Source organism: Gilvimarinus sp. 2_MG-2023 (assembly GCF_030547685.1).
Lineage (GTDB): Bacteria > Pseudomonadota > Gammaproteobacteria > Pseudomonadales > Cellvibrionaceae > Gilvimarinus.
This window is the reverse complement of sequence record NZ_JAUOQM010000028.1, coordinates 25,852-38,543: the sequence shown is the minus strand read 5'-3', so window position 1 is coordinate 38,543 and position 12,692 is coordinate 25,852. Positions and strand designations below refer to the sequence as shown.

Genomic DNA, 12,692 nt, shown 5'->3' with positions numbered 1-12,692 from the left:
CGTTCTGCGTTCTGCGTTCACGGAGCGGCATTATAGCCTGCTCCGTATGCTTGTAAATCCCTTACTCGTCCAAAAAGCTGCGTAGGTGATCGGAGCGTGTTGGGTGGCGCAGTTTGCGCAACGCTTTGGCTTCGATCTGACGGATACGCTCGCGGGTTACATCGAACTGTTTGCCCACTTCTTCCAGGGTATGGTCGGTGTTCATGTCGATACCGAAACGCATACGCAGTACTTTGGCTTCGCGGGCGGTAAGACCGGCGAGTACGTCGCGAGTGGACTCGGTTAAGCCGACGCTGGTGGCCGATTCTACCGGAGACACGATGGTGGTGTCTTCGATAAAGTCACCCAGGTGCGAATCTTCATCGTCGCCGATAGGAGTTTCCATGGAGATGGGCTCTTTGGCAATTTTTAATACCTTGCGAACCTTATCTTCCGGCATTTCCATGCGCTCACCCAGCTCTTCCGGGGTGGGCTCGCGACCCATCTCTTGCAACATTTGGCGCGATACACGGTTGAGTTTGTTGATCGTCTCAATCATGTGCACGGGAATACGAATGGTGCGGGCCTGGTCGGCAATAGAGCGGGTGATCGCCTGACGAATCCACCAGGTAGCGTAAGTGGAGAATTTATAACCGCGACGGTATTCGAATTTATCCACCGCTTTCATCAAGCCGATGTTGCCTTCCTGGATCAGGTCGAGGAACTGCAGGCCGCGGTTGGTGTATTTTTTCGCGATGGAAATTACCAAACGCAGGTTGGCCTCAACCATTTCCTTTTTGGCGCGGCGAGCGCGGGCTTCACCAATCGACATGCGGCGATTGATGTCTTTAATGGCCGCTAGCGGCAGGCCGCCTTCATCTTCGACTTGCAGCAGCTTGCGCTGGGCGCGAACAATGTCGGCTTCAAAAGGCTTGAGCGCTTCCGAGTAGTCACGCTTTTTCTTAATGATTTCGCCAATCCACTCTTCGTTGGATTCGTTGCCTGGGAATTCTTTTACAAACGTTTTGCGCGGCATACGGGCTTTGCGAACGCACAGCTCTAAAATGGCACGCTCTTCGCGACGAGCGCGGTCAAGAATATCGCGCACACCGGTGTAGACCGGCTCGAACTGGCGCGGTGGCAGTTTGAAGAATTTGAAAATCTCACCCAGCTCATGCAACTCTTTAACGGCTTGCTTGCTGTCGCGACCGTGCTTCTCAAGAGTCTTTTCGGCCTTAGCGAGTTGCTTTTTCAGAGCGGTAAAACGCTCTTTGGCTTCTTCTGGATCTACGCCCGAAGGTGCTTCATCGTCGTCATCGTCCGAATCGCTGTCTTTCGAGGCCGCGGGGTTGGAGCCGGCGGTAGGGATTTCGTCGGAAGGGTCGAGCCAGCCAATAATAATATCGCTCAGGCGGCGCTCTTCTTTAACTACCAGATCGTATTCGTCGATGATTTGCTGGACAGCGCCGGGCCAGTGGGCGATGGCGTGCATCAGCTCGCGCACACCTTCTTCGATGCGCTTGGCGATGGCGATTTCACCTTCGCGGGTCAGCAGCTCAACGGTACCCATTTCGCGCATATACATACGCACGGGGTCCGTGGTGCGACCGGCTTCGGTTTCTACCGCAGCCAATGCGGCGGCGGCTTCGGCGGCGGCTATTTCGTCGGCCGAGGAGTCGCCGTCTGCCATCAACAAGTCGTCGGCATTGGGTGCCTGTTCGAATACCCGGATGCCCATGTCGTTGATCATCTGAATGATGTCTTCGACCTGATCGGGATCGGAAATGTCCTCAGGTAAGTGGTCATTCACTTCGGAGTAAGTCAGGTAACCCTGTTCTTTACCACGAGCGATGAGCTCTTTAATACGGGACTGTTGCTGTTTAGCGTCGTCAGCCATTCGATACCCTGTGAAGTTAGCGGTTAAAAAGCAAGCGCGGGATTATACTCTAAACGGTTGGGGATGTTCTAGCGAAATCAAGGTCGATAGCGGCTATCTAATTGAAAAATTTAGTGGTTTTGGCTTATTTTGCCATTTTAAGCCGCGCCTGGGGCGGGTTACTGCTGAATAAGCTCAGGCAGAGATTCAGCGGTTTATTCATTTGGCTCGCGGCCGAGCGCAGCGGCGTAGAGTGCGTCTTTTTCGGCGCGGCTCATTTGGCTGGCGGCGGGGCTTTTTAAGGTGGCCATGGCGGCGGCGCGGTGCTTGTATGCCACTTGTTCGCGAGCTTTGCGCAGGCAGGCCTGCAGAGCGCCTGCGGGGTTGTAGCCGTGCTCGTCGCTGGCCTCTTTGCGGGTTAAGTTGGCCGCAGCGCGCAGCAGGTCGTTACCGGCAATGGCGGCCAGTTGATCGGACTCACTCTCGCCGTAGTTGGCGCGCCAGTGGCCGAGGATATGCGGCAGTTGGTAGTGGCTGCGTTGATGCAGTAGCTGCAGCAAGCGGCCCAGGCGGCGCAGCTCAAGGTTGGGTTGCTCTAGCCAGAACTGGTGGTCGTCTTCGTTTGCCGCCAGCTCCGGGTGGGCCAACAGCAGTGCCATGGCTTTGCGCTCGGGCGGCATGAGGTAACGGCTGTTGGGGCTTGTGGCCGGCGGGATAGTAGATTCGCCAGCAGGGGCCTCGTGCTCCGGGTAGTCATCTCCCGGCGTGTAGGGCATTGACTCTTCGGGGTAGGGCGCGTGGTCGGGCACAGGCGGCACCTGCTCCGGCGGCGGCATGTCGGCGTAATAGGCGTCCTCAGCCGGTGGGGCTTCGGGCAGGTTTGGCTGGAGCTCGCTGACCTTAAGGTGGCCGCTGGGCTCGGGTTCAGGGGCGCTGGGCGCTTGCGAAGGCAGGGCCTCGGGAGTGTCAATCAGCTCTTCCAGGGTGTCGCGCCGCAGACCGGTGCGATTGGCGAGCGAGTCGAACATCAACTCTTTGAACACGCCTTTGGGCAATTTGGCCAGTAGAGGGGCGGCGCGCTTACTGAAATGGGCGCGACCTTCCATGGTTTGAATATTGATGCCTTCGGCCGCCGCGTCGAACAAATAGTCTTCCAGTGGCACGGCCATGGCGATCATATTTTCGAACTTTTCCGCTCCGACCTGCCGCACCAGGGTGTCCGGGTCTTCGCCCTCGGGCAAAAATAAGAATTTTACCTGGCGGCCATCGGTCATTGCCGGCAGCGAGGATTCCAGAGCCCGGGTGGCGGCGCGGCGACCGGCGCTGTCGCCGTCGAAGCAAAAAACCACTTCGCTGGTGTAGCGAAAGGCGCGCTCTAAATGCTCCGGGCTGCAGGCGGTGCCGAGTGTGGCGACCCCGTAGCGCAGGCCAAACTGGGCCAGACTCACCACGTCCATATAGCCTTCTACCACCAGTAGGCGAGGCAGTTCGCGGTAAGCTTGGCGGGCTTCGTGCAGGCCGTACAACTCTTGCCCTTTGTGGAAGACGGGTGTTTCGGGGGAGTTTAAATATTTGGGTTTGTCGTCACCCAGCACCCGCCCACCAAAGCCAATAACCCGCCCGCGGGTGTCGCGGATGGGGAACATAATGCGGTAGCGAAAGCGGTCGTAGCAGCGATCTGAGCCCTCGGGTTGAATCAGCATGCCCGCGGTTTGCAGGTCGCGCTGATCGTCGCTGCTCGAGCCCAGGGCTTTGAGTAGGTTGTCCCAGCCCGGCGGGGCGTAACCGATGCCGTAGTCGCGGGCAATATGGCCATCGAGGCCGCGGCCGGTTAGGTACTCTACCGCCTTGGCGCGGCCGGGGTGTTGGCGCAGCTGTTCGCGGTAAAAGTCATTGGCTTGCTCGAGCAGGCTGTACAGGCGCTTGCGTTGGCGCTCTTGTTGGGACTGGGCCGGGGTGACCTCTTCGCGCGGCACTTCCAGGCCGCACAGGTGCGACAGTTGTTCCACTGCCTCGGGAAAGGCGATGCGTTCGTAATCCATAATAAAGCCCACGGCATTGCCGCTGGCACCGCAGCCAAAACAGTAATAGAACTGTTTGTCGGGGCTGACGGTAAACGATGGGGTTTTTTCGTCGTGGAAGGGGCAGCAGGCGGCGTAGTTTTTGCCCGTCTTTTTCAGTTTGACGCGATGATCCACCACCTCGACAATGTCGACGCGATCGAGTAACTCATCGATAAACGACTGGGGGATTAGGCTCATGAGAGGAGTTTAACGGGTTGTGAGCCGTTGTGCGACGGTTTAACCGAGGCGAGCCTTAATACGTTTGCTGATGTCACCCATGTCGGCGCGACCTTGCACCTGAGGTTTAATCAGTGCCATGGCCTGGCCCATTTCGCGCATGCTGCTGGCACCGCTGTCGGCAATCGCTTGCTCGACAATTTGATCCAGCTCGGCATCGCTCAGAGGTTGAGGCAAAAATTCCTGAATCACCACGCTCTCGGATCGTTCTTGCTCGGCCAAATCCTCGCGGTTTGCGTCTTCATACTGCTTTATGGAGTCGCGGCGCTGTTTGAGCATTTTGTCGAGCACAGCGAGTACGCGGGCGTCATCAAGCTCGATGCGTTCATCGACCTCAATGCGTTTGAATTCCGAGTTAACAAGACGCAAAACCGCAACGCGAGCTTTTTGCTTGGCTCGCATTGCGGTTTTTAGCTCGTCATTAATTCGGGTTTTCAGTGCAGATGCCATCTTGGCTCCCGAGTCTCTTGAGCTGGTGCATCCATCGCCCTCAGGCGACGGTATGCAGCTTAGTACAGGCGTTGGAACTTACGAGATTCGCGCTGTACTTTTTTGGCGTGACGCTTAACGGCAGCAGCCATGTTGCGTTTGCGAACAGCAGTTGGCTTCTCGTAGAACTCGCGGCTGCGAACTTCTGACAATACACCTGCTTTTTCACAAGCGCGCTTGAAACGACGCAGTGCTACATCAAACGGCTCGTTTTCTTTAATCTTTACTGAAGGCATGCTTTTACCTTTGGTTGACTAATATGTGTCTTTGCTAAGACAAAATGTATCTCGTTATATGGAGGCCCATCGGCGTAAACACGTAGGTCTCTCTAAGAGGGCGCAGATTTTATACACTTAAACTCCCACCTGCAAGGGCAAATTCCGGCTTTTTTACCTGAGTTGCTGGCCCGAACCCAATGCGATCTATATCATAGCGAGCTTTGTTGGCCCGGGAATACGAAATCATGCGTGTATTGGGGATAGAAACCTCCTGCGACGAAACCGGTATTGCCCTGTTTGATACCGAAAAAGGACTGCTCGCCCACGAGTTGTATTCGCAAATTGCGGTACACAGTGAATATGGCGGTGTGGTGCCGGAGCTGGCCTCGCGCGATCATGTGCGCAAGATACTACCACTGATTCAGTCGGTTATGGCCAGTGCCGATGTACAAGGCGGCGATATAGACGGCGTTGCCTACACCTCTGGCCCCGGTTTGATTGGTGCCCTCATGGTAGGGGCGAGTGTCGGCCGCTCGCTCGCCTACGCTTGGCAGGTGCCGGCGATTGGTGTGCACCATATGGAGGGGCATCTGTTAGCGCCCATGCTGGAGGACAACCCGCCGCCGTTTCCCTTTGTCGCTCTGCTGGTCTCTGGCGGGCACACCCAGTTGGTTAAAGTAGAAGGTATCGGCCGCTATGAGTTACTGGGCGAATCGCTGGATGATGCCGCCGGTGAAGCTTTCGACAAAGCCGCCAAAATGCTCGATTTGGATTACCCCGGTGGGCCGCAAATTGCCAAGCTTGCCGAGCAAGGTGTGGCTGGGCGTTTTACCTTTCCGCGCCCTATGGTCGATCGGCCCGGGCTCGACTTTAGTTTTTCGGGCTTAAAAACTTACACCTTAAATACCGTGGCGAAACACAAAGGCCCCAGCGGGCTGCCGGACGATCAAACCTGCGCCGATATTGCCCGCGCCTTTGAGGAGGCGGTGGTCTCTACGCTGGTGATTAAATGTCGGCGTGCGCTGGAAGCCACCGGCTACAAGCGATTGATTATTGCCGGTGGTGTGTCGGCCAATAAAAGGCTGCGCCACGAGCTGGAAGTGGCACTGGCGAAAATAAACGCGTCGGTGTTTTATGCCCGCCATGAATTCTGTACCGATAACGGCGCCATGATCGCCTATGCCGGTGCCCAACGCCTGGCCGCCGGTATAAGTGAAGACTTACCGATTAACGTGACGCCGCGCTGGCCGCTGGACAGTTTGTCGCCTTTGGGCGAGTCGCCCGATCAACAAAAGTAGAGTGTGTTATGGATATTGTTTACATTCGGGACCTGCAGGTTCAAACCATTATTGGTATTTACGATTGGGAGCGGGAAGTGCGCCAAACCGTAAGTATCGATTTGGAAATGGCGGCCGATATTCGCAGGGCGGCTGAAACGGACGACATTCAGTATGCGCTAAATTACAAAGCGGTTTCCAAGCGTGTTATCGCACATGTGGAAGGCCGCGCAGCGCTCTTGGTTGAGTCTTTAGCCGAAGAGATCGCGGCATTGGTGCGCGCAGAGTTTAACGTGCCCTGGTTGCGATTACGTCTGAGTAAGCCCGGCGCGTTGCGCGGTGCGCGCGATGTCGGTTTGGTGATTGAGCGCGGAGAAAAGCCGGCATGAGCCGTGTGTACTTAAGCTTAGGCAGTAATATTCATCGCTACCGGCATATCAGTGCGGCTTTAGATGCACTCAACGACACTTTTGGCGCTTTGGATATTTCCACTGTTTACGAAAGCGAGGCGGTCGGTTTTGCCGGCAGCCATTTTCTGAATTTGGTGGTGGGGATAAATACCCGGCTCGGTGTTGGTCAGCTGTGGGCGGTATTAAAACAAATAGAAGATAATAATGGCCGCGATCGCAGCGGTCCTAAGTTTAGCCCGCGTACTCTGGATATCGACATTTTAACCTTTGGCGACTTTTGCGGTGAGGTGGACGGCGTTGACTTGCCGCGCGATGAAATTACTAAAAATGCGTTTGTGTTGCAGCCGCTAGCGGAATTGGCGGCGACGGAAGTTCACCCGGTGCAACAAAAAACCTACCGTCAGTTGTGGCAAGAGTACGACACGAGTAAACAAAAACTGTGGCCTGTCTCATTCGAGTGGCGCGGACGAGAGGTGTCGGTGGTGGGCGGATAGTGATTGCCAGTTCAGCGGGAACGAAGCTTAGGCTTCATTCTCCGCCGCCCGTTCCCCGACCTCCGACCTCCGACCTCCGACCTTCACAATCACAGCCACCTTAACTTTCTAAATAATACCAGCAGCCCCGCGCCAGTCAGCCCCATCAATCCCATCACAATAAAATAGCCATTGCGGTAGTGCAGCTCAGGGATATACTCAAAGTTCATACCGTAGATGCCGGCAATAAAAGTGAGTGGAACAAAAATAGCGGTAATAACCGTCAGTACCCGCATGGTGTTGTTTAGCATATGCGAGGTGAGCGATAGGTAGCCTTCAATTAAATCGCCGCAAATTTCATAAAACATGGTCGCCAAGCTGTGGGCGCGCTCGCAGCGATCGAATAAGTCTTGCAGGGAGTGGTTAATATCATCCACGGTGTCGGTAAACACTGCGGGGGTTTCGCGCAGCAGTGACTGAGCAATGCCCTCGTGATAACTGAAGGTGCGCTTAAGCTTACGCAGGCGCGATTTGTACGCAATCAGCGAGCGCATGATTTCATCGCTGGGGCGCTCTTGCATGGCGTCTTCCAAATCATTAATACGCTCTTCAAAAGCCAACATGGCCTCCAGGTAGCGCCCCACCGAATAGTTCATGATGCGAATCGCCAGCAGTGCTGGCTGGCGCAGTAAGTCGCCCTTAGGGTCGTTCCAGTGTTGTTGAATACTGAGGGATTTACTTTGGCGCACACTGATGAGCAAATTTTTACTCGCGAATAGGGCAATCGGTACCTGCGTCATATTGAGGTCTTCATCAAAGTGAGTAATGCCCCGGTATAAAATAAGTACCTGATCGTCGAAGGTTTCGGTTTTCGGTGGGTGACGTTTGCGCTGAGCATCATCGACGGCTAATGGATGGCAGCCGAGCTTGAGTAACAACGCCTTTTCTTCGCTGACGTTTTCACTGTGAATGTCCACCCACAAATAGCCGGTTTGAGCTGTTTGCCACTGAGCGACTTGTTCTTCACCACCTAAACGTTTGGTGCCGTCTTCTTGTAGCCAGAGTGTATTGATCATTACGTTAGCCTTGTAGCGTTCGGCCGCCATCCACGGCGATGATTTGCCCAGTAATATAGGGGGCGTCGGTCAATAAAAAGTGGACGGTGCGGGCGATATCCTTGGGTTCACCACTGCGTTCGAGGGCGATTTTATTCAGTATAGACTGCTGTTCGTTCTCAGACAGAGCCGCCGCGTCCTCCGGCCAGGCAATGGCACCCGGCGCAATACCGTTTACGCGAATCTTAGGCGCCAATTCGCGCGCTAAGGTTTTAGTCAGCATGACATTACCGGCTTTGGCGATGCAATAAATACTGTGGCCTTTGAGGGGGCGCTCGGCGTGAATGTCGGCAATATTAATAATACAGCCCTCGCTTGATGCGAGAGCTAGTGCCAGCTTTTGACTGAGAAAAAACGGCGCCTTTAAGTTACTGCCAATCAGATTGTCCCAGTCGGCCTCACTCGCCTCGCCGACGGGAGTCGGGTAAAAACTGGAAGCGTTATTGATTAAGGCGTTAAGTGAGCCGAAGCAATCCAGTGCTTGTTCCGCCAGTGTGAGTAGTTCGGCTTGGTTGCACAAGTCGCCACTAAGAATACGAACACTGTCGGCGCGCTCGGTGTTGAGTTCAGCGGCGAGGGCACTCGCCTCTTGCTGTGACTGGCGACAGTGGATAATCAGTTGCCAGCCTTCGCAGTGAAGCTTGCGAGCAATGGCGGCGCCGATGCGTCGCGCACCGCCGGTGATCAGTGCGACAGGAGGTGCATTGTTCATAAGTGTGTCGTCGATTGGGTGTGTTGGAAGTGTTGAATCGCTTGCAGCCGTTTTTGTTCCAGCTGTTTGCCCAGTTCGGCCCCCGAGTAACCAGCGGCGATAAGGTCTTTGGGGACAACATTACTGGCGGCCATCAACGCGCCGCGTAAAAAGTCGGCCTGTGGATAGGGGCGAGTTTCAAATCCGGTGCGGCCGCGTGAGTCGGCTGTGCAGGCCAGTAAAAAAGGTTCTATTCGCTCCGGTCGGCGCAATACATCGAGGTGTTTAAACAGCTTGTTAACTGTAGCGGCTTTTAGTTCTAGGGCTCTGTGCACATGGGTGTGAAACTCACACACTAATAACGCTAGGTCGCGATGCTCATTGGGCACGGCCAGTCGACGGCAGAGCGCTTTAATCAGTGATAACCCCGACTTTTCGTGGCCGTGATGACGGGGCCACTGATCTTGAGGGGTGACGCCTTTACCTAAGTCGTGCATGAGGGCGGCAAAGCGGACGATGGAGCTATCGCTAAGCAGGCTCGCCTGCTGCAGCACCATTAAGCTGTGTATGCCGGTGTCTATTTCCGGGTGATGCTGGGCTGGCTGTGGCACCCCAAACAGGGCGTCGAGCTCGGGTAATACTTTCGCCAGCGCACCACAGTCTTTGAGGGTTTGAATAAATACTTCGGGATTTTTTTCTTCCAACGCGCGCGACATCTCTTTCCACACACGCTCGGCTACTAGGTGATCGGCCTCGCCTTGCTCGACCATTTCTCGCATCAAGGCTTGGGTTTCGCTCGCCACCGTAAAACCCAAATGATGGTAGCGCGCGGCAAAGCGGGCCACGCGCAGTATACGCACAGGGTCTTCGGTAAAGGCTGCGCTGACGTGGCGCAGAACCTTTTGCTGAATATCTTGTGCTCCGCCGTAGGGGTCGATCAGTTCGCCCGACTCTGATTTAGCAATCGCGTTGATAGTGAGGTCGCGCCGTATTAGGTCTTGTTCAAGACTTATGTCAGGGGCGCAGTGAAATTGGAAGCCGGTATAGCCCTGGCCTGATTTTCTCTCAGTGCGCGCCAGTGCGTACTCCTCTTTGCTCTCGGGGTGGAGAAAAACGGGAAAGTCTTTTCCTACCGGTGTGAAGCCCAGTTGCTGCATGGCCTCGGGTGTGGCCCCTACGACGACCCAGTCTTGTTCACTATAGGAATAGCCCAGCAACTGATCGCGGACCGCTCCGCCCACAAGAAATGTCTGCATAAAGAGTATTCGCAATGCTGTTTAGGTGGTTAGTTAAGAGTAGGTGATTGTCGCATTAAATACCGATGGAGTAATACAGCGAGTGTTGCTGGTGTGAATTGCTCCCGTGGTTTCTTCAGGTGGAGTCGGGTGAGTTGGGTGAGTTGGGTGCCCACATTGGCGCTTATTTGATTGTATTTTACCTATTGAAATCGGGTGTTTCAATTTGGTGCGACCTGCAATGTTTGGCGATTATAAATGCACGTCTTTGGTGCTCTGGCGCAGATGAAAGAATTGAATATTTTGTTAAATTCTCTCTATGTTGCTGAAAACATTGAAATTTAATAAGTTGGCGCGGTCTTCGCTATAACGTCAGCAAGCTTGTTCGGTGTGCTAATCGAGACAGCTAACAAAACAACATATTCGTTACTGCCATTAGAAACTAGAGGAAGATTTCATGAAGATGATTAACAAAAAAGTATTGGCCAGTGCTGTTGCCGCTACTGCTATTGCCCTGAGTGCTGCTGTACCAACCGCCAGTGCAGCCGAAGTGTCAGCATCGGTAGGCGCAGCCAATATGTACTACTGGCGTGGTCTGGACTTAGGTAATGGCGATCCAGCAATTTCTGGTGACCTGAGTGTTAGCGCTGGTGGCTTCTATGGCGGCATCTGGGGTTCTTCTGGTGATGCATCAGGCGGCCAAGAATATGACTTATTTGTGGGTTATGGCGGTGAAGCGGGCAGCTTTACTTACGACGTAAGCCTGTGGAACTACAACTACCCAAGTGCTACTCCTACTCCTGACCTTGGCGACCTGACCGAAGCGGTCGTGTCTTTAGGTTTTGGTCCAGTGGCAGTGACCTACTACCACGGTATTGAAGATCTGGAAGATTACTGGTACACCACCATTGGTGCTACTTTTGACAAATTCAGCGTGACTTACGGTTTGCACGAAGATGATTTGGCTCACGTGGACCTGAGCTACGCTTTCAACGACAACTTGAGCTTTACCATCGGCCAGGTAGTTGATGATGTGGACGGTGCTTATGATGATGATGCTAAGTTCATCTTTTCTCTGAGCCTGCCAATCGAATTCTAAGTCAGTCTTAGAACTCTGTTTCGCTGACAGATTAAACAGCGAGCATGAAGCGTTAGGGGCAAACCATAGGTTTGCCCCTTTTTTTTGTGCGAGATGTGAGCGGTCAAAAAAAAGCGGGCATAGCGCCCGCTTGAGAGTTGCTTTACTGCTTGCGACTCTACTTTTTGTCTATGACTTTGCCGCTTGTTCGCGAGCAATGGCGCGATAGGCAATGTCACGGCGCAGAGAGACGTCTTTCCATTGGATTTTATCGGCCAATTGGTAGGCGCGCGCCTGAGCTTCGCTGACAGTATTGCCGAGCGCGGTAGCGCAAAGCACGCGACCGCCGTTGGTCACGATGGCTCCGTCTTTGTCGGCGGTGCCGGCATGGAAAACCTTTTCGCCGTCGACTTCGGTAGTGGGTAGGCCGCTGATGACATCGCCCTTGTTGTAGGCGCCTGGGTAGCCGCCGGCCGCGAGCACTACGCCGACACTGGCGCGTTCATCCCATTCGGTGGTGGCTTTATCCAGCTCGCCGCGAGTGGCGGCTAAACATAACTCGACCAAATCGGATTTTAAACGCAGCATAATGGGCTGAGTTTCCGGGTCGCCAAAGCGGCAGTTGTATTCGATGACTTTGGGAGTGCCTTCGTCGTCAATCATTAGGCCGGCATATAAAAAGCCCGTGTAGCGATTGCCTTCGGCCTTCATGCCTTCGACGGTGGGGCGAATCACTTCATCCATAATGCGCTGATGCACCGCGTCGGTCACCACTGGTGCCGGTGAGTAGGCACCCATGCCGCCAGTGTTGGGGCCGGTATCGCCTTCGCCCGCGCGCTTGTGGTCTTGGCTGGTGGCCATCGGCAGAATATTATCGCCGTCCACCATCACAATAAAGCTGGCTTCTTCACCGGTCAGAAACTCTTCGATCACTACGCGGCAACCGGCATCGCCAAAGGCGTTGCCCGACAGCATGTCCTTGACAGCTTCTTCGGCTTGCTCAAGAGTCTCGGCGACAATAACACCTTTACCCGCGGCTAGACCGTCGGCCTTCACCACAATGGGTGCGCCTTTCTCGCGTAAGTAAGCCAGCGCTGGCTCCACTTCGGTAAAGTTTTGGTAGTCGGCGGTGGGAATATTTTGGCGTTCGAGAAAGTCTTTGGTAAATGCCTTCGAACCCTCTAATTGAGCTGCGCCTTTACTGGGGCCAAAACAGGTCAAACCGCGCTCGGCAAAAAAGTCGACCACGCCTTCCACCAGGGGGACTTCCGGGCCAACAATGGTGAGCTCGCACTGCTCAGCCTTGGCAAAGTCGGCGAGTTTGGCAAAGTCGCTGACACCGATGTCGACGTTTTTAAGTTTATCGTCCAGTGCGGTACCGGCGTTGCCGGGGGCGAGAAAAACGGTATCCACTCGTTTGCTTTGGGCCGCTTTCCAGGCCAGAGCGTGTTCGCGGCCACCGCCGCCAATGATAAGAATGTTCATAAACTTATGCCGTTACTTTGAGTCTCTGAAAGGGTGGTTATGCTATCGCTGAACGCTGAACGCTGA

At 54.6% G+C, this 12,692-nt stretch carries 12 protein-coding genes; 4 read left to right on the top strand and 8 right to left on the bottom strand.

Annotation, left to right across the window (positions count from 1 at the left end):
- Positions 1–61: 61 nt before the first annotated feature.
- The 4 genes from rpoD to rpsU form a co-directional block, all read right to left on the bottom strand.
- Positions 62–1,876, bottom strand: coding sequence for an RNA polymerase sigma factor RpoD (rpoD, locus tag Q4526_RS06290; protein WP_215976079.1), 1,815 nt, complete (start codon positions 1,874–1,876; stop codon positions 62–64).
- 194 nt (positions 1,877–2,070) lie between these two features.
- Positions 2,071–4,116 carry a DNA primase gene (gene dnaG / locus Q4526_RS06285; protein ID WP_215976078.1) on the bottom strand — a complete coding sequence of 682 codons (2,046 nt, stop codon included), beginning with the start codon at positions 4,114–4,116 and terminating at the stop codon, positions 2,071–2,073.
- Positions 4,117–4,155: 39 nt separating this feature from the next.
- On the bottom strand, positions 4,156–4,605 hold the full coding sequence (locus Q4526_RS06280) for a GatB/YqeY domain-containing protein (protein WP_215976077.1): 450 nt from the start codon (positions 4,603–4,605) through the stop codon (positions 4,156–4,158).
- A 59-nt stretch (positions 4,606–4,664) separates the two neighbouring features.
- The gene (gene rpsU / locus Q4526_RS06275) at positions 4,665–4,880 is read right to left on the bottom strand and encodes a 30S ribosomal protein S21 (RefSeq protein WP_215976076.1); all 216 of its coding nucleotides are present in this window, start codon (positions 4,878–4,880) and stop codon (positions 4,665–4,667) included.
- Between the two features lie 227 nt (positions 4,881–5,107).
- On the opposite strand from rpsU, the gene tsaD reads away from it, so the two are divergent.
- The 3 genes from tsaD to folK are packed head-to-tail and all read left to right on the top strand — an operon-like array spanning position 5,108 to position 7,043.
- Positions 5,108–6,160: a tRNA (adenosine(37)-N6)-threonylcarbamoyltransferase complex transferase subunit TsaD gene (gene tsaD, locus Q4526_RS06270; protein ID WP_215976075.1), complete on the top strand. Its 1,053-nt coding sequence runs from the start codon at positions 5,108–5,110 to the stop codon at positions 6,158–6,160.
- Positions 6,161–6,168: 8 nt separating this feature from the next.
- The gene (gene folB, locus Q4526_RS06265) at positions 6,169–6,528 is read left to right on the top strand and encodes a dihydroneopterin aldolase (protein ID WP_215976074.1); all 360 of its coding nucleotides are present in this window, start codon (positions 6,169–6,171) and stop codon (positions 6,526–6,528) included.
- Complete coding sequence (folK, locus tag Q4526_RS06260) at positions 6,525–7,043, top strand: 2-amino-4-hydroxy-6-hydroxymethyldihydropteridine diphosphokinase (RefSeq protein WP_215976073.1); 519 nt, start codon at positions 6,525–6,527, stop codon at positions 7,041–7,043. The genes folB and folK overlap by 4 nt, the downstream gene beginning before the upstream one ends.
- An 89-nt stretch (positions 7,044–7,132) precedes the next feature.
- Here the strand turns inward: folK and Q4526_RS06255 are convergent, their stop codons facing one another.
- From Q4526_RS06255 to Q4526_RS06245, 3 genes are read right to left on the bottom strand one after another with little or no spacing between them, the layout of a single operon-like run.
- Positions 7,133–8,098, bottom strand: coding sequence for a magnesium transporter CorA family protein (locus Q4526_RS06255; protein ID WP_215976072.1), 966 nt, complete (start codon positions 8,096–8,098; stop codon positions 7,133–7,135).
- A 4-nt stretch (positions 8,099–8,102) separates the two neighbouring features.
- On the bottom strand, positions 8,103–8,849 hold the full coding sequence (locus tag Q4526_RS06250; RefSeq protein WP_215976071.1) for a pteridine reductase: 747 nt from the start codon (positions 8,847–8,849) through the stop codon (positions 8,103–8,105).
- Positions 8,846–10,084: a multifunctional CCA addition/repair protein gene (locus Q4526_RS06245; RefSeq protein ID WP_215976070.1), complete on the bottom strand. Its 1,239-nt coding sequence runs from the start codon at positions 10,082–10,084 to the stop codon at positions 8,846–8,848. The genes Q4526_RS06250 and Q4526_RS06245 overlap by 4 nt, the downstream gene beginning before the upstream one ends.
- A 436-nt stretch (positions 10,085–10,520) precedes the next feature.
- On the opposite strand from Q4526_RS06245, the gene Q4526_RS06240 reads away from it, so the two are divergent.
- Positions 10,521–11,162, top strand: a complete 642-nt coding sequence (locus tag Q4526_RS06240) for a TorF family putative porin (protein ID WP_215976069.1) — start codon at positions 10,521–10,523, stop codon at positions 11,160–11,162.
- Positions 11,163–11,330: 168 nt separating this feature from the next.
- Here the strand turns inward: Q4526_RS06240 and purD are convergent, their stop codons facing one another.
- The gene (gene purD / locus Q4526_RS06235) at positions 11,331–12,626 is read right to left on the bottom strand and encodes a phosphoribosylamine--glycine ligase (RefSeq protein ID WP_215976068.1); all 1,296 of its coding nucleotides are present in this window, start codon (positions 12,624–12,626) and stop codon (positions 11,331–11,333) included.
- Positions 12,627–12,692: the final 66 nt, after the last annotated feature.

Excerpts from the sequence above, each read along its gene's own strand:
- folB (WP_215976074.1), top strand. The coding sequence starts at position 6,169 with ATGGATATTGTTTACATTCGGGACCTGCAGGTTCAAACCATTATTGGT.
- folK (WP_215976073.1), top strand. The coding sequence starts at position 6,525 with ATGAGCCGTGTGTACTTAAGCTTAGGCAGTAATATTCATCGCTACCGG.
- rpoD (WP_215976079.1), bottom strand. The coding sequence starts at position 1,876 with ATGGCTGACGACGCTAAACAGCAACAGTCCCGTATTAAAGAGCTCATC.
- purD (WP_215976068.1), bottom strand. The coding sequence starts at position 12,626 with ATGAACATTCTTATCATTGGCGGCGGTGGCCGCGAACACGCTCTGGCC.
- Q4526_RS06255 (WP_215976072.1), bottom strand. The coding sequence starts at position 8,098 with ATGATCAATACACTCTGGCTACAAGAAGACGGCACCAAACGTTTAGGT.
- rpsU (WP_215976076.1), bottom strand. The coding sequence starts at position 4,880 with ATGCCTTCAGTAAAGATTAAAGAAAACGAGCCGTTTGATGTAGCACTG.
- Q4526_RS06240 (WP_215976069.1), top strand. The coding sequence starts at position 10,521 with ATGAAGATGATTAACAAAAAAGTATTGGCCAGTGCTGTTGCCGCTACT.
- Q4526_RS06245 (WP_215976070.1), bottom strand. The coding sequence starts at position 10,084 with ATGCAGACATTTCTTGTGGGCGGAGCGGTCCGCGATCAGTTGCTGGGC.
- tsaD (WP_215976075.1), top strand. The coding sequence starts at position 5,108 with ATGCGTGTATTGGGGATAGAAACCTCCTGCGACGAAACCGGTATTGCC.
- Q4526_RS06280 (WP_215976077.1), bottom strand. The coding sequence starts at position 4,605 with ATGGCATCTGCACTGAAAACCCGAATTAATGACGAGCTAAAAACCGCA.
- Q4526_RS06250 (WP_215976071.1), bottom strand. The coding sequence starts at position 8,849 with ATGAACAATGCACCTCCTGTCGCACTGATCACCGGCGGTGCGCGACGC.
- dnaG (WP_215976078.1), bottom strand. The coding sequence starts at position 4,116 with ATGAGCCTAATCCCCCAGTCGTTTATCGATGAGTTACTCGATCGCGTC.